Source organism: Clostridium carnis (assembly GCF_054657435.1).
On the sequence record NZ_BAAHYS010000001.1, the window covers coordinates 2,288,183 to 2,308,348 of the forward strand.

Below are 20,166 nucleotides of genomic sequence, written 5' to 3' on the forward strand. Positions count from 1 at the left end.
ATAAAAAATGTCGAAATCTTTATAAGTTGACGAAAATTATAAGTAAGGAGGGTGATCTCCTTGCAAATTTCTGAGGAAATTTTAGAGAAGGTTAAAGAACAGAATGATATAGTAGATGTTATATCAGATACAGTACGTTTAAAACGTTCTGGTAGAAATTTTTCAGGTTTATGTCCATTTCATAATGAAAAGAGTCCTTCTTTCTCTGTATCGCAAGATAAACAAATTTATAAATGTTTTGGATGTGGTGAAGCAGGAAATGTAATTACATTTGTTATGAAAAATAAAAATTTACCATTTGTAGATGCTGTAAAGTACTTAGCTGAAAGAGCAAATATCCCATTAGATAATGGTACTAAAAACCAAAGTCCTATCTCAAAGAAAAAAGAGCTTCTTTATAAAGTCAACGTAGAAGCTGCAAGGCACTTTTTTGCAAATCTAAAAAACACTCCACAAGCTAAAGAATATTTTTTAAATCGTGGAATAAAAGAAGAAACTATTAAAAGGTTTGGTTTAGGTTTTGCAAAAGATAGCTGGAATGAGTTACTTTTTTATTTGAGAAAGTTAGGTTTTAAAGAAGAGTTGCTACAAGAAGCAGGTTTAGTTTCAACATCAGAAAAAACAGGGAAAAAATATGATAGGTTCAGAAATAGAGTTATTTTTCCAGTTTTTGATTACAGAGGTAAAGTAATTGGATTTGGAGGAAGAGTATTAGATGATTCTAAGCCTAAGTATTTAAACTCACCTGAAACATTAGTTTTTCAAAAGGGAACAAATTTATATGGATTAAACTTTGCAATTAAAAATAATATAAAGGATAGATATTTTATAATTGTAGAAGGATATATGGACTTAATAACATTACATCAATATGGAATTACAAATGTTGTAGCGTCATTAGGAACAGCATTAACAAGTAATCAAGCAAGATTATTAAAAAGATATGCAGATAAGGTTATTATATCATATGATGCGGATATAGCCGGTCAAACTGCTACTTTAAGAGGACTTGAAATATTAAGAGATGCTGGTTTTGATGTTAGAGTTTTAAGTATTCCTCAAGGAAAAGATCCAGATGAATTTGTAAGAAGCAACGGTAAGGATGCTTTTATAAAGCTTATTAATGGTGCTGCACCCTTAATAGATTATAGGCTTAAAAGAGCAGAAGAAGGAATAAATTTTAAAGAAAGTGATTCCTTAATTAAATATGGAAAAAGAGTTACACAGATATTAGCAGATTTAAATCCTTTAGAAAAGGATGTATATGTAAGAAAAATATCTGAAAATACAGGTATTAGAGAACAGTCTTTATACGACTTACTTTCAAGAGAAATGACAAAAAATATAAAAGAAAATGAATTTATGAATAATAAGGAATATAATGGAACAAAATTATATGTAGAGCCTGGATTTTTAAAAGCTGAAAGATCCCTAATAAAACTTAGTTTAGAAGATGATTACTTTGATTATATAAATGAACTTTTAAACCAAGATGAGTTAGTTCTTCCAGAACATAAAGAGATTTTTAATGTCATTAAAGAAGCTAAAAAGGGAAGTATAAATAATATAATTACTTTTTTAGAATCAAGATGTACAAATGTTAAAACTCTTGAAGAATTAGTGAAGATAAAAGAACATAAAGTTTTAAAAGGATCAGATACCAAAAAGTTAATTAATGATTTTTTAAAGAAATTGAATAATTATAAATTAAACCAAAAGTTAGAAGACTTAAAAAGAAAACAAAAAAAATTAGAGTCACAAGGTAAAATTGAAGAATCAATACAAATAGCTATTGAACTTACGAAAGTAGCTGAACAACTAAAGAGAGGTGTGAAAGAATAATTGGTTATAACCAAAGGAGGTAACAAAATGGTAGATGAAAAAACAAAAGCTAAGCAAAGTAAAAATGAAAATGAAGAGAAAAATAGTAAAATGACTGTAGTTAAAAGTCTACTTGATAAAGGTAAAAAAAATGGAACTTTAACTTATAAAGAAATAATGGATGAAGTAGAACACATAGAGCTAGGACCAGAACAAATAGAAAAAATCTATGAAGTTTTAGAATCCATGGGTATAGAAGTAATTGGCAATGCTAATGAAGTAGATATAGTTGAGGAAGAAATAGATTTAACTATACCAGAAGGAATTGCAATAGATGACCCTGTAAGAATGTATTTAAAAGAAATTGGGAAAGTACCACTTTTATCCTCTGAAGAAGAAATAGAGCTAGCTAATAGAATAGAGCAAGGCGATCAAAAAGCTAAAAAGAAATTAGCAGAAGCAAACCTTAGATTAGTTGTAAGTATTGCTAAAAGATATGTTGGTAGAGGCATGCTTTTCTTAGATCTTATTCAAGAAGGAAATTTAGGGCTTATAAAAGCTGTAGAAAAGTTTGATTATAGAAAGGGCTTTAAGTTCTCTACATATGCTACATGGTGGATTAGACAGGCAATTACAAGAGCTATAGCAGACCAAGCTAGAACTATAAGAATTCCTGTTCACATGGTAGAAACTATAAATAAGCTTATAAGAGTGCAAAGACAACTACTTCAAGAACTAGGTAGAGACCCATTCCCAGAAGAAATCTCAAAAGTTATGGACTTACCAGTAGATAAAGTTAGAGAAATTCAAAAAATAGCTCAAGAACCAGTTTCTTTAGAAACACCTATAGGAGAAGAAGAAGATTCTCATTTAGGAGATTTTATTCCAGATGATGATGCTTTGGCACCAGCAGAAGCAGCAGCATTTACAATGCTTAAAGAGCAATTAATAAATGTTTTAGATACATTAACACCTAGAGAAGAAAAGGTATTAAGATTAAGATTTGGTTTAGATGATGGTAGAGCAAGAACTCTTGAAGAAGTAGGTAAGGAGTTTAATGTTACTAGAGAAAGAATTAGACAAATAGAAGCAAAGGCTCTTAGAAAGCTAAGACATCCATCAAGAAGTAAAAAGTTAAAAGATTATTTAGATTAGCACCAGGTGGTGCTAATTTTAATTTGTCTTATTGGGAAGTATAAATAATATAAACTTAATCTATAAGGCAAATTTTAAATATATAGTTAGTTTAAAAATTATAAAATAACTTAAAGAGTTATATAATAAACCCCTCTAAGATAACTTTATTATGTAAGGAGTAGAAAGATATGGATTTAAGCAAAAGATTAAAATTTATAATTAAAAATATGGATAAAGTAGTTGCAATGGCAGATATAGGTACTGATCATGGATATGTTCCCTTGTATGCTTTAAGAAATGACATTTGTACAAAAGCAATAGCATCTGATATTAACAAGGATCCATTAGATAAGGCAAGATTAAATGCTATATTAGAGGGAATGGGAGATGAACTAGAGTTTAGATTAGGTGGAGGCTTAAGTACTGTAAAAAATCAAGAAGTACAGGCAGTAGTAATTGCTGGAATGGGCGGAAATTTAATAAGAGATATTTTAGAAAAAGATATAGAAAAAGTAAATAATTTAGATTATTTAATACTACAACCAGCACAAAATCCAGAAGTACTAAGAGAATATTTATATACAAATGATTATGAAATATTAGAAGAGGATTTATGTTTAGATGAAGATAAGTATTATGAACTTTTTAAAGTTAAAAGAAAAGAAGGGGAGAATACTTCTTTAGATTCAATTTACTATGAAGTTAGTCCAAAGCTATTAATGAGTAGACATCCTCTTATGAAGGATTATTTAAATTATAAATTAGATCAATACAATAAAATTTTAAGCTTTTTAACTGATAGCACAGTAAGTGCTAATGAAAGAAGAAAAGAAATAAATGAGAAAATAACTGTTATTTCAAATATGATTAATTTTTTATAGGGTGATATAATGAAAAAAGTAAAAGAAATTATGAAAATAATTGAAGACTTTGCTCCTGTAAACTTAAAAGAAGACTTTGATAATGTAGGACTTATGGTAGGAGATAAAGAAAAGGAAGTAAAAAAAATACTTTTAGCTTTAGATTGTACTTTAGATGTAATAAATGAGGGGAAGGAAAAAAATGTAGATTTAATTATTACACATCATCCTCTTTTATTTAGAAAGCCTAGCAATATAACAACAGATACACTTTTAGGAAAAAAAATAATTGAACTTATAAAAAATGATATTAGTCTTTACTCTAGTCATACTAACTTAGATTCAGTAGAAGGTGGATTAAATGAAACTATAGTAGAAAAATTAGGATTCAACTCTACAGAAATTATAGAAATACATAAAAATTCAAAAGATAAAAAAGATGGACTTGGAAGAATAATAAGATTAAAAAATAACATTTCTCTTTTAGATTTAGTAAGAATTGTTAAAGAAAATTTAAATATCAATACACTTAAAATAGTTGAAGGTTTTAATAATATAAGAACTATAGCTATTATAAATGGAAGTGGAGAAGGCTTTATTTCAGAAGCAGTTAAAATGGGTGCTGATTGTATAATTACTGGGGATACAACATATCACTTTGCTTCAGATTATAAAGAAATGGGAATTTCAATAATAGATACAGGACACTTTTCTTCTGAATGGGTTGTATTCCTTTCAGTTATGGATAAAATAAAAAAAGATTTAGATGAAATAGAAGTTATTATATCAAATAAAGTAGAAGATCCTTACACTTTTGTGTAAGGTTTTTTTCTTTACTATTTGTAATTAATAATATAATGAAATCATAAAATAGTTAATAATAATATTTTTTGGAGATGAATAATGGGAGGGAAATCATATTATAGAAAGAAGAAAAAAAATAATAACTGGGGTCAAGTACTTCAAAATAGCTTTAAAGAGTTTTGTGATGCTATAACTAATAATATAAATAGGGGAATGAACTGTAGACCTAATTCTTGTTTTATTGCAGCAAGAATATGTATATATGTATTAATAATAATAACTTTATTATTTTCAGGAATAGGCTTTTATTCTTGGGTAATCCTTGCTATGCTTCTTTTAATTCTACAATTTGTATAGAATGTAAAAAATATCATTTGTTTTATTTTAAATTTTATGATATCATAGGTTTTACGAGTAAGACATGCAATCGCTGCTAGACTAGATCTAGGAGAGGAAAGTCGGAGCTCCATAGGGCAGGGTGCTGGATAACGTCCAGTCAAGGCGACTTGAAGGAAAGTGCAACAGAGATATACCGCCTAAGTTTTTAGGTAAGGGTGGAAAGGCGAGGTAAGAGCTCACCAGCACCATGGTGACATGGTGGCTATGTAAACCCCACTTGGAGCAAGGCCGAATAGGGAAACATTTTAGGGGTTGCCCGCCCCGTTTCCGGGTGTGCCGCTTGAGTCTATTGGCAACAATAGACCTAGATAGATGATTGCTTAATACAGAACTCCGCTTACGGCTTATCTCGTGCATTGAAAATACTAGGTTAGGGAACTTAGTAAGGGTATTTTCCCTTATTATTCCCTTGTAAATCTAGTTATTTAATAGAGAGGTTATCAAATTGGTAGCCTCTCTATTAATTTTTTCGGAAACATGAACATAAAGATCGGATGTTGTTTGCATTAGAGAGTGTCCAAGCCTTTCTTGAATAACTTTCATTTGAGCTCCTCCTTCTAAAAGTAATGTTGCATTAGTATGCCTAAGATCATGCCAACGGATGTTTTTATTAATTCCATTATATTTACATACTCTTTTTAATCTTTGTAAAAAGTTGCTAGGGATTATAAACCTCCCATTTTCCCAAGTTAAAACTAAATCATATTGCACTCCATTCCATAAATTTTTTATATAAAACTCTCCATATCTTAATTTCTGTTTATTTTGGAATGTTTTATATACTCTAATTTTTTCAATTAATGTATCACTTATAGGTAAAGTTCTATAAGAACTTTCAGTTTTTAGATCACTTAATACATAATTATTTTTAATACGTATTAGGGCCTGTTTTAAGGTTATTGTTTTATTTTTTAAGTCTATATCATTCCAGGTAAGACCACACATTTCTCCACGCCTAAATCCAGTTTCTAGAGTTATATCTAATGCAAGCTTAAAAATATAATCTTCATAATTACTATCATCTAAACTATTATAAATTTTCTTATACTCTTCTAAAGTTAAAATATTAGCTTTAAATTTACCTCTTTTAGGAGTATCTATAAATCTACAAGGGTTATCTATAAGCATTTGTAATTTAACTGCTTTATTAAGAGCAACATTTAATGTTGTATAATACATTTGGATAGAAGTATTTGATAGTTTTTTACCATTTCCAAAAGTACTTTTCTTTAAAGTTTTTAAAAATCTTTCTATATGTACAACCTTTAAATCACATAGCTTTATAGTACCTATAGCTGGATTTATTCTATTATGTATAGCTCCTTTATATTTATCATATGTATTTTTAGCACGCTCGTCTTTTATATAGTCCTCAAGCCACATTTCAAGATAATCACTAAGTAACATTTCAGTTGGTCTTTCAAAGCCTTTAAATTGCCTATTAAGCTCTTCATTTAGAGCTTGCAATGCTTCTTTTTTTGTATTACCTCCAACCTTTTCTATTTGTCTAGTACCTTCATAAAATCTATAGTACCATCTGTTTCCTTTTTTTCTAACACTTCCTTGCATTCTAAAATCACATCCTTATCTAAGTTTTTTGCTTGAAAAATTAAATCAGTTATATTAATTTTTATTTTTTTACAATCTATCTGTAAAAACTCTATGCCATCCAATTTCATTATTAAATCGATAATTTGCATAATACCACCTCACTAAAATGAACTTATGCTTCAAAAATAGAACATTATGATATGTTTTTTTTAATAAAGTACATATTTCACAACTATTATTACACAAAGATATAATTTTAGTGAAGTGTCGCTATAGCGAATCGTTGGACAAATAACGACATTTTTTTTAATTAGACAAATAAAAAAACACCTGAATCTATATATTTCAGGTGTTTTTTATTTATTTTCAATTTCAGCAGGGAAAACAAACCCTTTTTCTTCTAAATACTGAATTATTTTTATTTTTTCAAGTACTTCTTCAGTGGTTAGCCCATTAGGAAAAATTTTAGTAGATGTTTCTGCAAGTATTTTTTTATCATCTAAATCAAATGTATTAATTGAATTACTTCTATTATTAGTCTTACCTACAAGGAAATCTACTGTACATTTGTATAAGTTAGAATATTTTAAAAGCATTTCTATAGAGGGTTCTCTTCTATCATTTTCGTGGTTAGCTATAGTACTTCTACCCATATTCAATAAATTAGAAACTTCTATTTGGCTAAGGTTTGCTTCTTCACGTAGATACTTTAATCGTTCTCCAATGCTACTCATAAAATCACCACCTAATATAGTTTTAATAATATAATTATACTATTTTAAATTAAATTAGTAACTTTTTGTCACGCAATGAAACAAAAAGTTAGAAAAATATAATAAAAGTATTGACAGGTTTCGTAATGAAACACTATAATAAATGCAAGAGGTTTCGAAATGAAACAGAAGGGAGTGTGAAGTCTTAAATATGATTCTAAAAATTTTAAGAATAATAAATAATTATAGCCAACAAAAGGTTGCAGATATTTTAGAAATAACAAAAGCAACTTACAACAAAAAAGAAAATGGGAAAGTAGCTTTTTCTATTTCTGAAGCTAAGCAATTAGCAGACCTTTTTAAAGTACCATTAAAAGTAATTATAAATTCTGAAGATGAGAATGGTATATATATATCAGCTATATTAGATAGTTTAAGCAAGTTTTAATTAACATATACAAGGAGTGAGTATTTTGAATACTCTTGGTGAAAATATTAAATATTATCGTGAATCTATGGAGTTAAGTAAAAAGGAATTAAGTTTAGTAAGTGGTCTAGGTAGGAGCACAATAATAGAGATAGAATCTAATTTGAAAAATAATATAAAATTAAGTACGTTATGTGGATTATGCAAAGTTTTTAATATAACGCCGAATGATTTAATACCTGAACATTTATACCAAAAAGAATGGGGAGAGTAAGAAGTGGAGTTATTTACAGTTAAAGAAGTGGCTCAAAAGTTAAAAACTACTAAGAATGTAGTTTATGACTTATTAAGAGCCAATCATATACAAGGCCTTAAGTTAGGGAATATAAAAATTACATCAGTAGAGCTTGAAAGGTTTATCTTAGAAGCTGAAGGGAAAGATTTTTCAAACTTAAATGATATTAGGGAATTTAGTTTGAGGGGGTGAATAGATGGACTATAACGAAATTGAAGAAAAATATATAAAGGCTAACATTAGAGGATGTTATAAATTTCAAAATGCTTTAGAAGTAAAAGAAGTTTTAGGTTATGACTTTAGAACAATACGAGGGTTTTTAAATTTATCTACAGAGCATAAGAAACTAGCTGAAAGATTAATTTGTAATTTTATTAATGGGCATGGTTTAAAAGCAAGAGAGAATATAAGACCTACAAGTATAAAAAGAGAAATAAGAAAATTTAAAGTTAAGTTTAAAGGTGGGATCTATAGGGTGATTTTTTTTAAAAATTAATTTGAACACATGAACTATTTGTCTATTTGATATAACTTTATAAAAAGCATGTGTAGATGATTTAATAGGTATTTATATAGATGTAAACCGTATTTCTCATATAGATATTAACAAGTTTTAATTGAAATATATATATGATGAGAACATGTATGGAACAGTAGAAAAATACTAGCTCGATTGAGCTAGATTATTTTTAAACGTTATGGCGAAAAATGCTGTAGTAAAAAATAAAAATAAAAAGAAATTAGAGGTTGATATGAGTATTTATATTTTACTTACATACATTGAAGAAGAATGTAATCCAAAAGGAATCAAACCAACGTGGGCAGGCTTAAAGAAATTCAAAAAGGGGTGCTGGAGAAACTAATGAAAAAGATATTAATAATAAATAGTAATTCTATTCAAATAGAAAAGGCTAAGAAAAATGGTATTTTAGAAAAGTTATATAAGATTTTTAAATAAATACAAATAAATAGGATAGAGAGGGTTTTAAAATGAGTAATACTCAAATTATGTTAGATGAAGCAATTAAACATTTTGGGACAAGCGACATAGTAACTATTATGCTAAGTAATAGAAGAGATAAAGAAGTAGCTGAAGAGCAAAAAATGAAATATGAGAAATGGAAAAGAGAAAATTTAAATGTATAAGTGTGAATTATGCAATGGTGATAGTAACTCATGGATCCATTGTAACAAATATAAACTTGTATGTGATAAGTGCTGTGGTAAATGCAAGTATTTAGATTATAGTACAAGCTTTATAAGATGCACTTATAAAAATAAACACATTACTAAAACCATGTGGTAGGTGAGTAGTAATGTGTTTTCAAGATAAGTATAAAGAAATTATTTTTATACTTATTCTATAACTAAAAAGTAGGTATGTCAAATACCTTATTATTTTTTTACTTTTTTTAAGCTTTTACCGAGCTTGTAATATGTATTATTATCTCGGACATATACAACTAAAACATAGATAAAATGAGGGTTATAGATGAATAAGAATAAGATAAGAAAACTATATGAAGATTATGACTATGAAGAAATATACAATAAGCAAATAGAAAAATTAGAAGAGTATGAAGATTTAAGAATTAATAATAATTATGTCTATGTAGTTAAAACAATAGTAAGTGGAGAAATGGTAGAAAAAGAAATTTATCCAGTATGGAAATGCAAAGGGGATATACCAAGGAGTAATAAAAATAAGAAGTCAAGTAAATCACAACAAAATCTTAATAAGAAAAATAAAATAAAAGAGGTAGTTAGGTTAGTAAATACTAATTTTAAAAACGGAGATTTATATGTAACTTTATCTTATTATGGAAAACCACCAAATAAAGATAGGGCAAAAAAAGATATTGATAATTATATAAAAAGAATAAAGCGCTGGTGGAAAGTAAATAAACCAAATGAAGAGTTTAAATATATTTCAGTAATTGACTATGTAGATGATCCTACAAAAAGCAAAAGGACTAGAATACACCACCATTTAATAATGTCAAGGATGGATAGGGATATAGCAGAAAAGAAATGGGGACTAGGAACAGCTAACGCAAATAGACTACAAGCGGATGAAATTAAGTTTGAAAAAGTAGCTACGTATATAGCTTCTCAAAGTAAAACAAGAATAGGGAAATCAAAAAACTTAAAGAAACCAACAGTAACTATAAATAGAACTATATTAACAAGAAGAAAAGCTGAAAAGATAGCAAGAGATGAAAATTGCCATAAAGAGTTTTTTGAAAGTAAATATAAAGGTTTAGATTTTATAGATACTACAACATATATATCAAATAAATTCTCAGGAGTATATATTTATACGAAAATGAGAAAACGGGAAAGGGTGAGTAAATGAATATAGAAGAAGATTTAAAAATATGCAAAGAAATATTGCAGCAATATAAGAAGTTAACAACAGAAGATGGAGAAGGAGCATTTAAATTAAGTCAGCTGTCTATAGCTATGTATGACAGACTTAATGAAATTAGATTACAAGTAAATACATTAGAAGTCAAAGAAAGACATACAAAGTCAGATATAAAGGAATTTCTACGAAGTAAAATGAAGGTTATGGAATATATACATGTAGAAAGTAGAGCGATTTTTAATGCTGTTAACAATGATAAAAAATTCAAAAGAGAATAGGAAGGTGAGAACATGCCAAAAAATCTAGACATGGCAAACAAGGGAAGAGCATTTGAAGAAGAGGTAATAAGAGCAAATAGGTATTACAAAAACATAGGACAAGCGTTAATTCAAAAAATAAGCACTCCTTGGAATGTAATAAGAAGAGGAAGTCAAATAGTATCAGCATTTCCACAAGGAAAGAGTACTCTTGACTTTAGGGGAACGATTAAAGGGGGAATTTCTATATCCTTTGATTGCAAGGAATCAGAAGATGAAAAGGGACTTCCATTAAAACATATTCAGGATCATCAAATAGAATATATAAGATTTGCTTTAGAAATGAATGAAACAAGCTTCATATTATGTTCAATGAAAAAGCTAGATAGAGTTTTCTATATACCAGGTGAAATAGTCCTTGAATATTGGGACAGATGGCAAGAAAACAAAGGGAAAAGAGGATTTAACTATATACCAGTATTGGATATGAAAGAAATTTTCTATGAAGAAAATGCTAATTTAAATTATTTAAAAGTATTGGAGGATAAATAGATGTTAAATAAGGCTATTAAAAAGATAAACGATGAAATTGAAAAGGAAAATAATCCTTACGTAAAAATTATAGGGGAGTATCTATTAAGTGTAATAGAAAATAATGAAGATGCGGCAGAAAAGATATTAGAAAAAGATAAAACTATTATGAAAAGTTTAGAGTCTATGAGAAAAGAAGCTGAAAAAAATAAAGTAGGAAATATGGCCATGATTAGTGATGAAGAAGGATTTGCAATAGTTTTAAAATATTTTGAAATTAAAAAAGCAAAAAAAGAGAAATTAAAGGTTAATGAAAGTATTAAAGTTATAAATTTTAAATCTAAAAAGGAAGAAAAAGAAGAGGATATATTTAATGTTTCATTAGATGATTATCTGTAAAATTTAAAGGATTTATGAGGGTGAGAACATGGAGAATGTAATAAGTGATTATTTAAAACATTTTGGTAAGGACCTTATAACAAAAGAAATAGAAGAGTATGCAACAGAGGTAGCATTAAAAGATAGCAGATATATGTTTATAGAGAGAAGAGGAAAAGAAAGATATTCAATAGATCCAGTAAGTTTAAAAAAAGTAAGGTTAGGAAAACAACAGTACGGTTATTGCACTTATTGTAATAAAGAATATGAAACAGAAGGATTAGAACATAACGGCAGAGTTCTTTGTCCAGGATGTGGTAGTAAAGTAAAAATAAAATCAAGCGGTATAAGTAGAAAATATTTATACGATAGTGCTTATTTTGTACACTATGAAAAATCTAAAATAGATAAAGATGTGATAGTAGCTAAAGGAATATATACCAGTAGAACTTATAAAGGTGATTATAAAAATATAAAAAACTATTACAAAGTAGAAGCGTTATATATTTTCAAAATTAAAAATCCTATAATGCTTACAAATGATACATGGGGAGAACAAAAAAATATAAAGTGGAGAAAAAGGCAAAGAATATATTCTTTAGAAAGCATATATTCAGGAAGAGTTTACAAAGGAACCAATTTAGAAAGTATAGAAAATGCTATAAAAGATACTCCATATCAATATAGTATGTATGAAAAATATAAAAACTGTGGAGAAGATAGTTTAAAATATTTTGAATTATTCAGTAAATATCCAAGAGTAGAGGATTTAACTAAGCTAGGGTTTGAGGAAATAATAAAGACTAAACTTTTTAATGGCCAAACACACAATGCTATTAATTGGAGAGGGAAAACAGTTTTCAAAATGTTAAAAGTAAATAAAGCAGAATTAAAAGAGCTTATGGCATTTAATGGGGGGAAAGATACTTATTTCTTGAAACTATACCAGCTTAATAGTAATCAAAAAAATAAAGTAAGCTTAAATGATTTAAAGGAGATAGAAAGACAAACAGAATGCAATCCTGGACCATTTAAAGAAATATTGAGATATACAACATTTTATAAAGCGTCTAAATATATAAAGAAACAAGAAGAATTATATACAAAGAAATTTTACAGAAGATTTACAGGCGTAGTAACTGATTGGAAAGATTATATAGAAGATTGTAGGAAGTTGAAAATGGACATTACCAAAGAAAGTGTATTATTTCCAAAAGATTTATATAAAGCACATCAAAATACAATAAAACAAGTAAAATACAATGCAGATAAAATATTAGATGAAAAGTTTAAAAAGAGGGAAGAAGCAATAAATAAAAAGTATTACTTTGAAGATAAAGACTATATCATAAGAGCGGTTAAAAGTACAAAGGAAATAATAGATGAAGGAGCTGCATTGAATCATTGTGTGGGTGGATATGCAGAAAAACATGCCAAAGGTGAAACTAATATCTTAGTAATAAGAGAAAAGAAGAATATAGACAAGCCATACTACACCATGGAAATTAAAAAAGGTAAGGTTATTCAAATAAGAGGAAAAAACAATATAGATCCAGGAAAAAAATTAGAAAGATTTATAAATAAATTCAAAACATTAAAAGTTGGAAGTGTAAATAAAACTGAAAAAACTAAAATAGCATAGGGGGAATTGAGAAAATGGAGAATTTGAAAGTAATTAGAACAGCTGAAGTGATAGCTTTAGAGATAAATAGTATAAAGGAGCAAACAAGGACTATAGTTTTATACAATTCTATAGAAATTGGAAGAAGATTAGTAGAAGCAAAAGAAATAGTAGGACATGGAGAGTGGTCAAGCTGGTTAGAAAAATCAGTAGATTATAGTCAAAGAACAGCTAATAATTTGATGAAGATTTTTAATGAATATGGATCATCACAAATAAGCCTTTTAGGAGATAATTTAAATTCGCAAACGTATGCGAATTTGAGTTATAGTCAAGCTTTAGCACTTATTGGACTACCTGAAGAAGAGAGAGAAGAATTTGTAAAAGAGAACAAAATTGAGGATATGAGTACCAGGGAATTACAAGCAGCAATAAAGGAGAAACAAAAATTACAGGAACAGTTAAAAGCTAAAGAAGAAGAGGTAAATAAAAATAAGGAAAAGCTTAAAAAGTACCAGGAAGAAAATAAGAAAATAAAAAGTAAAATAGAGGAGGTTAATTTCAAGAAACAAGAGGAATTAGTTAATAGAGAGGCAGAGATAGAAAATTTAAGAACACATATAAAAACTTTAGAAAAAAATCTAAAGGAGCAAAAAGCAAGATCTAGTAGTCCTGAAACAGAAGAAGAAATATTACTAAATAGAAAATTACTACAAGAAAAAGCAGTTGAATTAGGAGAAGCTTTAAAAGAGATAGAAAATCTTAAAAAAGAACTAGAAGAAAAACCAATAGAGATTAATGCAGAAATACCAGAAGAAGTTACTAGAGAATTAGAAGAATTAAGAGGAAGAATAAATAAAGCAACCAGAAACAATGAATCTTCTTTAAAATTTAAAATATACTTCAATGAATTAGCTAAAGGATTTTCAGATTTATTAAAGGCTTTAGCAGAAATAGAAGAAGAGGAAGTAAAAGAAAAGTATTCAGGAGCAGTTAAAAAACTAATAAATGACATGGAAGATAAACTGTAAAAGGATAAAGGTATAAAGAGATGAGTAAAAATAAAAAGTTAACAGAAGATGAAAGGAATGTAATAAGAGAATATATTAAATCAGGAATGAGCACTGAAGAAATAATTAAAAGAACAAAAGTTTCAAGAAGTACTGTTAATAATTATATAAGAAAATATAAATCAAATTTAAGTAATACGATAAAACCGGATAGTATAGAAAATTGTATTAAAATAATTGAGATTTTAAATAGTGAAATAAAATTACAGAATAATAAACTAGATAGAGTTCTAGACGAAAATATAGAGCTTAAGGAACAAAATACATTTTTATTAAAAGAAATTAAAGCATATAGGAGATGTAAGTAATGAAAAGTAAATAATCTGATTATATTGTTCACTAATTAAAACAAAAAATCGTTCATTGAAAACTGAATAATGTGGTGCTATCTTTACTGTGTACTTAATGATATAATCATAGTATGTAGGAGGTGTAATATGAAGAACGAACATAGTGAGGGGACTTTTATTTTAGGGTCTTACTACTCATCAGAAGAAGTAACTGAAATAGAAACTAATCCTGCATTTAAGAATTCATTAGCTAAGAACATATTAGATTTAAGGCGTGCTAGTGAGGAGTTTAGGCAGGAAATATTCAAAACTAAATTATTTAAGTTGATAGATAAAATTCTTAAACAAATTATTAAGTAAAAAAAGATAGTGCCACATTTTCAGTAATGAGAATGTGGCTTTTTTTATTACGCAATTCAAATAGAAATTGAAACTATTACGAAATAAGAAAATAAATAAAAGAGAGGTTATTTAGATGGAAAACTTAAAAGTTTATAAATTAAATGATTATGAATGGTATGTAACACCTTGGAATATAGCAAAAACCTTAGAATGGTACAATGAAGAGTTTGGTGATGATTTAACAGAGGATAACGTAGAGGAACGAGATTTATATAATGATGGAATGTTCCTTCTAACAGAAGATGAAGGTGATATTTCTGACCTTGAGGGAAAAGATGAATTAATAAGTTATATAAAGGTAGATGGTAAATGGAAACAACACCCTAAGTTTGGAGATTTAATGAGGATAGATGGAATGGTTCATAAATACCGTTCATTAAAAGTTGCAATTGAAGAATTATATGGAGATAAAGAATTACTTGAACCAGAAATAATTGCTTCTACAGATTTTTAATACGTATTTCAAATAAATTAAGAGTGGACTGCATAGTAATCCATTCTATAGGAGGAAGAAAAAATGATTAAGAAAAAAACATTTAAAAAGACCATAGAAATATTTCTTGTTTTAATCATATTTACTTTTAATAAAACTTGTTTAGCTGCAACTGTAGTAAGGAGCTCTCCAGCTAGAGTTGCTACTAGATCTTCTACAAGTAGTTTTAAAAGTGGATCGTTTAAATCTAGTAGTAAATCAAGTTCGAGCACTAGCAAAACAAATAAAGTGAAAAATAATTCAAGCAATAAGGAAACAAGTAAAAATAATAAAGCAAATACAAAAACAGAATCAAAAAATAAAACTACAGTAATTAAAAAGACATATATAAATAATAACAATACAACTTATATAAATGATAGAGGGGAAAGCTACAGGACAAGCTTCTGGGACAATTACTGGTTATATAGAATGGCAACTAGTCATAATACAGCAGTTATTACAACGAATGGAACTACTGAAACAATTAACTATGGATTCAGTGGAATATGGAAAGATATCTTAACAGGAGTTATCATAATTTCAACAATAGCCGGTGTAGTATTTTGGGTAAAAAGGAAAAAATATTAAATAGGAGTGATAATAAATGGATAAAGAATTATTGAAAATAAAATTAAACATAACAGATGAAGAACTTGAAAAGTTAGAAAAAATACTTAATGAAATAGCAACAGCATTTAAAAGGGCATGTATAGGAATAATAGATACATTTAAAGAAACGATGAAAAATATAGATATAAATAAATATAAGGCTCAAAAGAAATATAGAAAAAGGGTAGAAAATAGAAATAAGCTTCATAAAAGAAGAAAAGCCAAGTACGGAAAGTATTAGGAGGGCAAAAAGTGGAAGATATAAAAGGGAAAATATTAAATAGGAGAAGAGGATATATGTATAAAAATATAATCACATATGAAGAATGTAAAGTAATTTGGGATAGAACAAAGAATCCACTAGAAAGAAAAACTGCAATAAAAAAAGTATGTGAAAAGCTTCATATACCAGTTTTAAAGTATAGTGAATTTATAGGTAACTATTGGGATAGATACATTAATCAAGCATTTAATAAAAAGAACTATAAATAATGAACTATAGGAGGCAAGAGTAATGAGTAAGGAAAAAACAAATTTAGATATAATCAACGAAAATGTAAAAAAGACAATAGAAAAAACAATAGAAGCAAAAACTATAGATATAGCAGATAAAATAATAGAGAAGTTAAATAGTTCAAATAAAATAAAAAATGAGTTGTCTTTTTATAAAAGAGTAGAACTATTACTATATAATTACGAGAATTTAAAAGAAGCAGTAAATCAGAAGGAAGAAGCGATAAAAGATTTAGAAAAATTTGGACTACCTGAAAAATCAAAGAGTATTGTTATTTTTAGTTCTGCTAACAGATCTACTCAAGGGGATAGATATACAGAATTAAAAGAAAAGTATATGTTAGAGAAGTTAGAAACTGAAAGAGATTTAAAAAGAATAGATAATGCATTAGATAAAATAAGAGAAGATAGATACTTTAATATTATTAGATATAAATATTTAAACGAAGAGGAAGAAAAGATAAGCACAGATGAAGAAATTGCTGAAGCATTTAACAAAGAACGAACTACAATATTAAGAAATAGGAAGAGGTTAATAAATAAACTTGTAACTATTCTATTTCCAGAAAGTATAAAGGACGTTATATAAATGCAACAAACTATGCACAAACTATGCTATTGAGAGCAGTAACCTTACGTAGTAATATGATATTGAAAGAAGTTTACTTAGAACTCTCATAAATCCTTAAAACCCAAAACCCTTTATAAACATCAGTATAAAATATTAAAAATTAAATAACCCTCAAATGGACAAGGATTACAAAGAAAAGCACTTAATGATTATTCATTAGGTGCTTTACTTAATTGTGAAAATAATATAATATTGTAAATATAAGGGGGTGGGAAGTTTGGGTTTTTTTAATAGAGCACAAAAGGAAGCAGCTTTAAGTATGTATGAAAGTCAAATAAAACCAAGACTTAAAGAGAAAGATGGGTTAGTTCATATATTAATGGTAAATAGTTTCAGTAAATGGCTTAATCAAGGTTTTGGATGCGAAGATAAATATACAACACAAATTGACGAAGTATTAACAGGGCTTCAAAAAGATGGCTATGAGATAATAGATGTAAAGTTTAATAGCATACAAGGACAAGGATTAACAGGACAAAATGAAGGTTTCCATACTTTAATTACATACAAGTAATTATTAGAACTCTAGAGATAGGGTTCTTTTTATTTTATATAAAGAAGGGGATAAAGATTGAATGCTATAGAACTAATACAATGGATAGCAAAGCTATTTAAAGAAGATAATATTCATGCCTTTTATGTATCAACATTATGGAAACATTTAAGAAAAGAAGTATTAGAAGAGCAAAATTATGAGTGTCAAATGTGCAAGGCTAAAGGTAAGTATAGAGCAGCAACAACAGTTCACCATATTAAACACGTTAAAGAATTTCCTTGGTTAGCATTGACTAAAAGTAATCTTATGTGCGTATGTAATGAATGTCATAATATTCTTCATCCTGAAAAATTTAAATGTAAATATAAATTTAAAGAACAGATAAATGAAGAAAAATGGTAGATACCCCCGGGTCAAAAAACTCAAAAAACTCCAGGCATGGAGAGAACGGGTAGTAAGGGACGACAAAACGTCTGCCTCGCGTACGTGAGAAAAAATAGAAAAAATATAGCAGATTTGAAAGGAGGGATAATATGGCAAGTGCTAAGAAAATCAAGGATTCGCTATTAAAACAATTAAAAGAAAAAGGGGCAAATGTTGAGCATTTTTTAGGTTTAATTGATGATTATATTTGGTATTTTAATCAAGAAAAAGCTATGCAAAAGGACATAAAAGAGCGTGGATTAAGTTATGAAACCTATTCAGCTTCAGGAAATCCTATTACTAAAGAAAACCCCTCCGTAAAAAATGCTATAGCGTATAACAAACAAAAGTTAGCTATATTAAAAGAACTACAACTTACTACTAGCAACTGTAATGTTGGTGGTGAAGATGATGACGATTTGTAAAGAGATTCAAAATTATATTGACTTAGTTAGAAGTAGGAAAATTGAAGTTTGTGAAGAACAGATACAATTGGTTGACTATGTAGAAGAATGTTTTCAGAAGGAAGACATATATGTTGATGAAGAAGAATTGTATAAATATTTAAGTTTACAAAAATACTTTCCTTTTGAATTATTTGAATGGGAAGTATTTTGTTTTACTCTTCATAATTGTACTTATAGAAAAGATGGATCATTAAGATGGCCAGATTTATTAATATTAGTCGGAAGAGGGGCAGGGAAAAATGGATATTTAGCTTTTGAAGATTTTTGTTTGATAAGCCAATACAACAAAGTTAAGAAATATCACATTGATATATGCGCAAATTCTGAAGAACAGGCGATGACTTCTTTCAATGATGTTTATGATGTTTTAGAAGATAACAAGAATAAGCTAGAAAAACATTTTTACTGGAATAAAGAAGTAATTAGAAATAAGAAAACAGGTTCTGAATTGAAGTTCAGGACTAGTAATGCAAAAACAAAGGATGGAGGAAGACCAGGTAAAGTTGATTTTGATGAATACCATCAGTATGAGGACTATAAAACAATCCAGGTATTTAAAACTGGACTTGGTAAAAAGAAAAATCCAAGAACTACAATAACAACAACTAATGGAGATGTTAGAGATGGACCATTGGACAAGATTATTGCTAGAGGAAAACAGATTCTAAAAGGAGCTATAGGGGATAATGGATTATTGCCCTTTATGTGTAAACTTGATGATGAAAAAGAAGTTGATAATCCTAAAAAGTGGGATAAAGCAAATCCGTCGCTTCATAGAAACAAGGATCTTCAGGAACAAATGAAGAGGGAGTATATAGATTATAAAGATGATCCTATAAGCAACTCTTCATTTATGACTAAAAGAATGAACATCCCTAAAGGAAATGCCGACAAAGAAGTTACAAGTTGGGAAAACATATTAGCTACTAATCAACCATTCCCAGATTTGGAGGGGAAAACTTGTGTAGTTGGAATAGATTACGCTAAAACAACTGATTTTGTAAGTGCGGGGCTATTGTTTAAACATAAAGGAAAATATTGTTGGTTAACGCATTCATGGGTTTGTAAAGAAAGTAGAGATTTACCAAGAATAAAAGCACCGTTGGAAGAGTGGGCATCAGAGGAGGGAGGGGAATTACTAACTTTTGTTGATGGTCCTGAAATACCACCAGAAACACCAGCTAATTGGCTATGGGAAATGTCGCAGAAGTATAACTTAACTATTTTAGGAATGGATAGCTATAGATGGACTTTATTAAGAAAAGCCTTAAATGCAGTGGGATTTGATACTGATAAAAAAGGAGCTAACAATGTTAGGTTAAATAGGCCGAGTAATCAAATGCTTATGTACCCAGTTATAAATAGTGCATTTACAAATCATAATATTGTATGGGGAGAAAATCCGTTGATGAGGTGGTATGCAAATAATGCTTGCCTTAAAGCAGAAGCTCATGACAATTATAGTTTTGGGAAAATAGAACCTAAAAGTAGAAAGACTGATGGGTTTATGGCTTTTGTTGCAGCTATGTGCGTAAGTGAAGAATTAGAAGACTGTGGAGAGGAAATAGATATTTCAGATTTAGGACTAGGTGTTTACACATATTAAAAATATTAAGAGGTGGTGATAT

Annotated in this window: 31 protein-coding genes and 1 other RNA gene; 29 read left to right on the top strand and 3 right to left on the bottom strand. The window is 28.2% G+C overall.

What is annotated here, in order from left to right; genetic code table 11:
* The first annotated feature begins 60 nt into the window (after positions 1 to 60).
* From dnaG to rnpB, 6 genes are all read left to right on the top strand, one after another.
* Entirely contained in the window at positions 61 to 1,842 is a 1,782-nt protein-coding gene (dnaG, locus tag ACYQ1T_RS11040; protein WP_459834697.1) for a DNA primase, read from the top strand.
* 27 nt (positions 1,843 to 1,869) lie between these two features.
* Entirely contained in the window at positions 1,870 to 2,976 is a 1,107-nt protein-coding gene (gene rpoD, locus ACYQ1T_RS11045; RefSeq protein WP_459834698.1) for an RNA polymerase sigma factor RpoD, read from the top strand.
* A 170-nt stretch (positions 2,977 to 3,146) separates the two neighbouring features.
* On the top strand, positions 3,147 to 3,839 hold the full coding sequence (locus ACYQ1T_RS11050; protein WP_459834699.1) for a tRNA (adenine(22)-N(1))-methyltransferase: 693 nt from the start codon (positions 3,147 to 3,149) through the stop codon (positions 3,837 to 3,839).
* 9 nt (positions 3,840 to 3,848) lie between these two features.
* Entirely contained in the window at positions 3,849 to 4,640 is a 792-nt protein-coding gene (locus ACYQ1T_RS11055) for a Nif3-like dinuclear metal center hexameric protein (RefSeq protein WP_459834700.1), read from the top strand.
* An 81-nt stretch (positions 4,641 to 4,721) separates the two neighbouring features.
* On the top strand, positions 4,722 to 4,979 hold the full coding sequence (locus tag ACYQ1T_RS11060; RefSeq protein WP_459834701.1) for a hypothetical protein: 258 nt from the start codon (positions 4,722 to 4,724) through the stop codon (positions 4,977 to 4,979).
* Positions 4,980 to 5,033: 54 nt separating this feature from the next.
* Positions 5,034 to 5,377, top strand: an RNA gene (rnpB, locus tag ACYQ1T_RS11065) — RNase P RNA component class A.
* Positions 5,378 to 5,438: 61 nt separating this feature from the next.
* On the opposite strand, the gene ACYQ1T_RS11070 is transcribed toward rnpB, so the two are convergent.
* The 3 genes from ACYQ1T_RS11070 to ACYQ1T_RS11080 all read right to left on the bottom strand — a co-directional run bounded on the left by ACYQ1T_RS11070 (position 5,439) and on the right by ACYQ1T_RS11080 (position 7,306).
* Entirely contained in the window at positions 5,439 to 6,590 is a 1,152-nt protein-coding gene (locus ACYQ1T_RS11070; protein ID WP_459834702.1) for a tyrosine-type recombinase/integrase, read from the bottom strand.
* On the bottom strand, positions 6,521 to 6,721 hold the full coding sequence (locus ACYQ1T_RS11075; RefSeq protein WP_459834703.1) for a hypothetical protein: 201 nt from the start codon (positions 6,719 to 6,721) through the stop codon (positions 6,521 to 6,523). The genes ACYQ1T_RS11070 and ACYQ1T_RS11075 overlap by 70 nt, the downstream gene beginning before the upstream one ends.
* 207 nt (positions 6,722 to 6,928) lie before the next feature.
* Entirely contained in the window at positions 6,929 to 7,306 is a 378-nt protein-coding gene (locus tag ACYQ1T_RS11080; RefSeq protein ID WP_459834704.1) for a helix-turn-helix domain-containing protein, read from the bottom strand.
* A gap of 190 nt (positions 7,307 to 7,496) precedes the next feature.
* Between ACYQ1T_RS11080 and ACYQ1T_RS11085 the strand changes: the two genes are divergently transcribed.
* From ACYQ1T_RS11085 to ACYQ1T_RS11195, 23 genes are all read left to right on the top strand, one after another.
* Positions 7,497 to 7,733, top strand: a complete 237-nt coding sequence (locus ACYQ1T_RS11085) for a helix-turn-helix transcriptional regulator (protein WP_459834705.1) — start codon at positions 7,497 to 7,499, stop codon at positions 7,731 to 7,733.
* 25 nt (positions 7,734 to 7,758) lie between these two features.
* Positions 7,759 to 7,986 (top strand): helix-turn-helix domain-containing protein, encoded by a 228-nt coding sequence (locus tag ACYQ1T_RS11090; RefSeq protein ID WP_459834706.1) that lies wholly within the window; start codon positions 7,759 to 7,761, stop codon positions 7,984 to 7,986.
* Positions 7,987 to 7,989: 3 nt separating this feature from the next.
* The gene (locus ACYQ1T_RS11095) at positions 7,990 to 8,199 is read left to right on the top strand and encodes a helix-turn-helix domain-containing protein (RefSeq protein ID WP_459834707.1); all 210 of its coding nucleotides are present in this window, start codon (positions 7,990 to 7,992) and stop codon (positions 8,197 to 8,199) included.
* 4 nt (positions 8,200 to 8,203) lie between these two features.
* Complete coding sequence (locus ACYQ1T_RS11100; RefSeq protein ID WP_459834708.1) at positions 8,204 to 8,503, top strand: hypothetical protein; 300 nt, start codon at positions 8,204 to 8,206, stop codon at positions 8,501 to 8,503.
* 202 nt (positions 8,504 to 8,705) lie between these two features.
* Complete coding sequence (locus ACYQ1T_RS11105) at positions 8,706 to 8,870, top strand: hypothetical protein (RefSeq protein WP_459834709.1); 165 nt, start codon at positions 8,706 to 8,708, stop codon at positions 8,868 to 8,870.
* A gap of 127 nt (positions 8,871 to 8,997) precedes the next feature.
* Entirely contained in the window at positions 8,998 to 9,153 is a 156-nt protein-coding gene (locus ACYQ1T_RS11110; protein ID WP_459834710.1) for a hypothetical protein, read from the top strand.
* A gap of 346 nt (positions 9,154 to 9,499) precedes the next feature.
* On the top strand, positions 9,500 to 10,363 hold the full coding sequence (locus ACYQ1T_RS11115) for a rolling circle replication-associated protein (RefSeq protein ID WP_459834711.1): 864 nt from the start codon (positions 9,500 to 9,502) through the stop codon (positions 10,361 to 10,363).
* Positions 10,360 to 10,653 carry a hypothetical protein gene (locus ACYQ1T_RS11120; RefSeq protein WP_459834712.1) on the top strand — a complete coding sequence of 98 codons (294 nt, stop codon included), beginning with the start codon at positions 10,360 to 10,362 and terminating at the stop codon, positions 10,651 to 10,653. The genes ACYQ1T_RS11115 and ACYQ1T_RS11120 overlap by 4 nt, the downstream gene beginning before the upstream one ends.
* Positions 10,654 to 10,665: 12 nt before the next feature.
* Positions 10,666 to 11,184 (top strand): Holliday junction resolvase RecU, encoded by a 519-nt coding sequence (locus ACYQ1T_RS11125; protein ID WP_459834713.1) that lies wholly within the window; start codon positions 10,666 to 10,668, stop codon positions 11,182 to 11,184.
* On the top strand, positions 11,185 to 11,562 hold the full coding sequence (locus ACYQ1T_RS11130; RefSeq protein WP_459834714.1) for a hypothetical protein: 378 nt from the start codon (positions 11,185 to 11,187) through the stop codon (positions 11,560 to 11,562).
* Positions 11,563 to 11,590: 28 nt separating this feature from the next.
* A complete protein-coding gene (locus ACYQ1T_RS11135; protein WP_459834715.1) occupies positions 11,591 to 13,183 on the top strand; it encodes a PcfJ domain-containing protein in 1,593 nt (530 codons plus the stop codon).
* A gap of 14 nt (positions 13,184 to 13,197) precedes the next feature.
* Positions 13,198 to 14,193: a DUF3102 domain-containing protein gene (locus ACYQ1T_RS11140; RefSeq protein ID WP_459834716.1), complete on the top strand. Its 996-nt coding sequence runs from the start codon at positions 13,198 to 13,200 to the stop codon at positions 14,191 to 14,193.
* Positions 14,194 to 14,213: 20 nt separating this feature from the next.
* Positions 14,214 to 14,540 (top strand): helix-turn-helix transcriptional regulator, encoded by a 327-nt coding sequence (locus ACYQ1T_RS11145; protein ID WP_459834717.1) that lies wholly within the window; start codon positions 14,214 to 14,216, stop codon positions 14,538 to 14,540.
* 129 nt (positions 14,541 to 14,669) lie between these two features.
* Entirely contained in the window at positions 14,670 to 14,882 is a 213-nt protein-coding gene (locus tag ACYQ1T_RS11150) for a hypothetical protein (RefSeq protein WP_459834718.1), read from the top strand.
* Between the two features lie 115 nt (positions 14,883 to 14,997).
* Positions 14,998 to 15,378, top strand: a complete 381-nt coding sequence (locus tag ACYQ1T_RS11155) for a hypothetical protein (RefSeq protein WP_459834719.1) — start codon at positions 14,998 to 15,000, stop codon at positions 15,376 to 15,378.
* A 63-nt stretch (positions 15,379 to 15,441) separates the two neighbouring features.
* Positions 15,442 to 15,987 carry a hypothetical protein gene (locus ACYQ1T_RS11160; RefSeq protein ID WP_459834720.1) on the top strand — a complete coding sequence of 182 codons (546 nt, stop codon included), beginning with the start codon at positions 15,442 to 15,444 and terminating at the stop codon, positions 15,985 to 15,987.
* 16 nt (positions 15,988 to 16,003) lie between these two features.
* Positions 16,004 to 16,249, top strand: coding sequence for a hypothetical protein (locus tag ACYQ1T_RS11165; protein ID WP_459834721.1), 246 nt, complete (start codon positions 16,004 to 16,006; stop codon positions 16,247 to 16,249).
* Between the two features lie 11 nt (positions 16,250 to 16,260).
* Positions 16,261 to 16,500 (top strand): hypothetical protein, encoded by a 240-nt coding sequence (locus ACYQ1T_RS11170; protein ID WP_459834722.1) that lies wholly within the window; start codon positions 16,261 to 16,263, stop codon positions 16,498 to 16,500.
* A 22-nt stretch (positions 16,501 to 16,522) separates the two neighbouring features.
* The gene (locus tag ACYQ1T_RS11175; RefSeq protein ID WP_459834723.1) at positions 16,523 to 17,110 is read left to right on the top strand and encodes a hypothetical protein; all 588 of its coding nucleotides are present in this window, start codon (positions 16,523 to 16,525) and stop codon (positions 17,108 to 17,110) included.
* 259 nt (positions 17,111 to 17,369) lie between these two features.
* Entirely contained in the window at positions 17,370 to 17,666 is a 297-nt protein-coding gene (locus ACYQ1T_RS11180) for a hypothetical protein (RefSeq protein ID WP_459834724.1), read from the top strand.
* 57 nt (positions 17,667 to 17,723) lie between these two features.
* Positions 17,724 to 18,050 (top strand): HNH endonuclease, encoded by a 327-nt coding sequence (locus tag ACYQ1T_RS11185; RefSeq protein WP_459834725.1) that lies wholly within the window; start codon positions 17,724 to 17,726, stop codon positions 18,048 to 18,050.
* A 131-nt stretch (positions 18,051 to 18,181) separates the two neighbouring features.
* Entirely contained in the window at positions 18,182 to 18,496 is a 315-nt protein-coding gene (locus ACYQ1T_RS11190; protein ID WP_459834726.1) for a P27 family phage terminase small subunit, read from the top strand.
* Positions 18,480 to 20,144, top strand: coding sequence for a terminase TerL endonuclease subunit (locus ACYQ1T_RS11195; RefSeq protein ID WP_459834727.1), 1,665 nt, complete (start codon positions 18,480 to 18,482; stop codon positions 20,142 to 20,144). The genes ACYQ1T_RS11190 and ACYQ1T_RS11195 overlap by 17 nt, the downstream gene beginning before the upstream one ends.
* The last annotated feature ends 22 nt before the right edge of the window (positions 20,145 to 20,166 follow it).

What these genes read in the sequence shown, in the direction of transcription:
- rpoD (WP_459834698.1), top strand. Translation starts at nt 1,870, where the DNA reads ATGGTAGATGAAAAAACAAAAGCTAAGCAAAGTAAAAATGAAAATGAA.
- ACYQ1T_RS11050 (WP_459834699.1), top strand. Translation starts at nt 3,147, where the DNA reads ATGGATTTAAGCAAAAGATTAAAATTTATAATTAAAAATATGGATAAA.
- ACYQ1T_RS11055 (WP_459834700.1), top strand. Translation starts at nt 3,849, where the DNA reads ATGAAAAAAGTAAAAGAAATTATGAAAATAATTGAAGACTTTGCTCCT.
- ACYQ1T_RS11060 (WP_459834701.1), top strand. Translation starts at nt 4,722, where the DNA reads ATGGGAGGGAAATCATATTATAGAAAGAAGAAAAAAAATAATAACTGG.
- ACYQ1T_RS11070 (WP_459834702.1), bottom strand. Translation starts at nt 6,590, where the DNA reads ATGCAAGGAAGTGTTAGAAAAAAAGGAAACAGATGGTACTATAGATTT.
- ACYQ1T_RS11075 (WP_459834703.1), bottom strand. Translation starts at nt 6,721, where the DNA reads ATGCAAATTATCGATTTAATAATGAAATTGGATGGCATAGAGTTTTTA.
- ACYQ1T_RS11080 (WP_459834704.1), bottom strand. Translation starts at nt 7,306, where the DNA reads ATGAGTAGCATTGGAGAACGATTAAAGTATCTACGTGAAGAAGCAAAC.
- ACYQ1T_RS11085 (WP_459834705.1), top strand. Translation starts at nt 7,497, where the DNA reads ATGATTCTAAAAATTTTAAGAATAATAAATAATTATAGCCAACAAAAG.
- ACYQ1T_RS11100 (WP_459834708.1), top strand. Translation starts at nt 8,204, where the DNA reads ATGGACTATAACGAAATTGAAGAAAAATATATAAAGGCTAACATTAGA.
- ACYQ1T_RS11105 (WP_459834709.1), top strand. Translation starts at nt 8,706, where the DNA reads ATGGCGAAAAATGCTGTAGTAAAAAATAAAAATAAAAAGAAATTAGAG.
- ACYQ1T_RS11110 (WP_459834710.1), top strand. Translation starts at nt 8,998, where the DNA reads ATGAGTAATACTCAAATTATGTTAGATGAAGCAATTAAACATTTTGGG.
- ACYQ1T_RS11115 (WP_459834711.1), top strand. Translation starts at nt 9,500, where the DNA reads ATGAATAAGAATAAGATAAGAAAACTATATGAAGATTATGACTATGAA.
- ACYQ1T_RS11120 (WP_459834712.1), top strand. Translation starts at nt 10,360, where the DNA reads ATGAATATAGAAGAAGATTTAAAAATATGCAAAGAAATATTGCAGCAA.
- ACYQ1T_RS11125 (WP_459834713.1), top strand. Translation starts at nt 10,666, where the DNA reads ATGCCAAAAAATCTAGACATGGCAAACAAGGGAAGAGCATTTGAAGAA.
- ACYQ1T_RS11130 (WP_459834714.1), top strand. Translation starts at nt 11,185, where the DNA reads ATGTTAAATAAGGCTATTAAAAAGATAAACGATGAAATTGAAAAGGAA.
- ACYQ1T_RS11135 (WP_459834715.1), top strand. Translation starts at nt 11,591, where the DNA reads ATGGAGAATGTAATAAGTGATTATTTAAAACATTTTGGTAAGGACCTT.
- ACYQ1T_RS11140 (WP_459834716.1), top strand. Translation starts at nt 13,198, where the DNA reads ATGGAGAATTTGAAAGTAATTAGAACAGCTGAAGTGATAGCTTTAGAG.
- ACYQ1T_RS11145 (WP_459834717.1), top strand. Translation starts at nt 14,214, where the DNA reads ATGAGTAAAAATAAAAAGTTAACAGAAGATGAAAGGAATGTAATAAGA.
- ACYQ1T_RS11150 (WP_459834718.1), top strand. Translation starts at nt 14,670, where the DNA reads ATGAAGAACGAACATAGTGAGGGGACTTTTATTTTAGGGTCTTACTAC.
- ACYQ1T_RS11155 (WP_459834719.1), top strand. Translation starts at nt 14,998, where the DNA reads ATGGAAAACTTAAAAGTTTATAAATTAAATGATTATGAATGGTATGTA.
- ACYQ1T_RS11160 (WP_459834720.1), top strand. Translation starts at nt 15,442, where the DNA reads ATGATTAAGAAAAAAACATTTAAAAAGACCATAGAAATATTTCTTGTT.
- ACYQ1T_RS11165 (WP_459834721.1), top strand. Translation starts at nt 16,004, where the DNA reads ATGGATAAAGAATTATTGAAAATAAAATTAAACATAACAGATGAAGAA.
- ACYQ1T_RS11175 (WP_459834723.1), top strand. Translation starts at nt 16,523, where the DNA reads ATGAGTAAGGAAAAAACAAATTTAGATATAATCAACGAAAATGTAAAA.
- ACYQ1T_RS11190 (WP_459834726.1), top strand. Translation starts at nt 18,182, where the DNA reads ATGGCAAGTGCTAAGAAAATCAAGGATTCGCTATTAAAACAATTAAAA.
- ACYQ1T_RS11195 (WP_459834727.1), top strand. Translation starts at nt 18,480, where the DNA reads ATGATGACGATTTGTAAAGAGATTCAAAATTATATTGACTTAGTTAGA.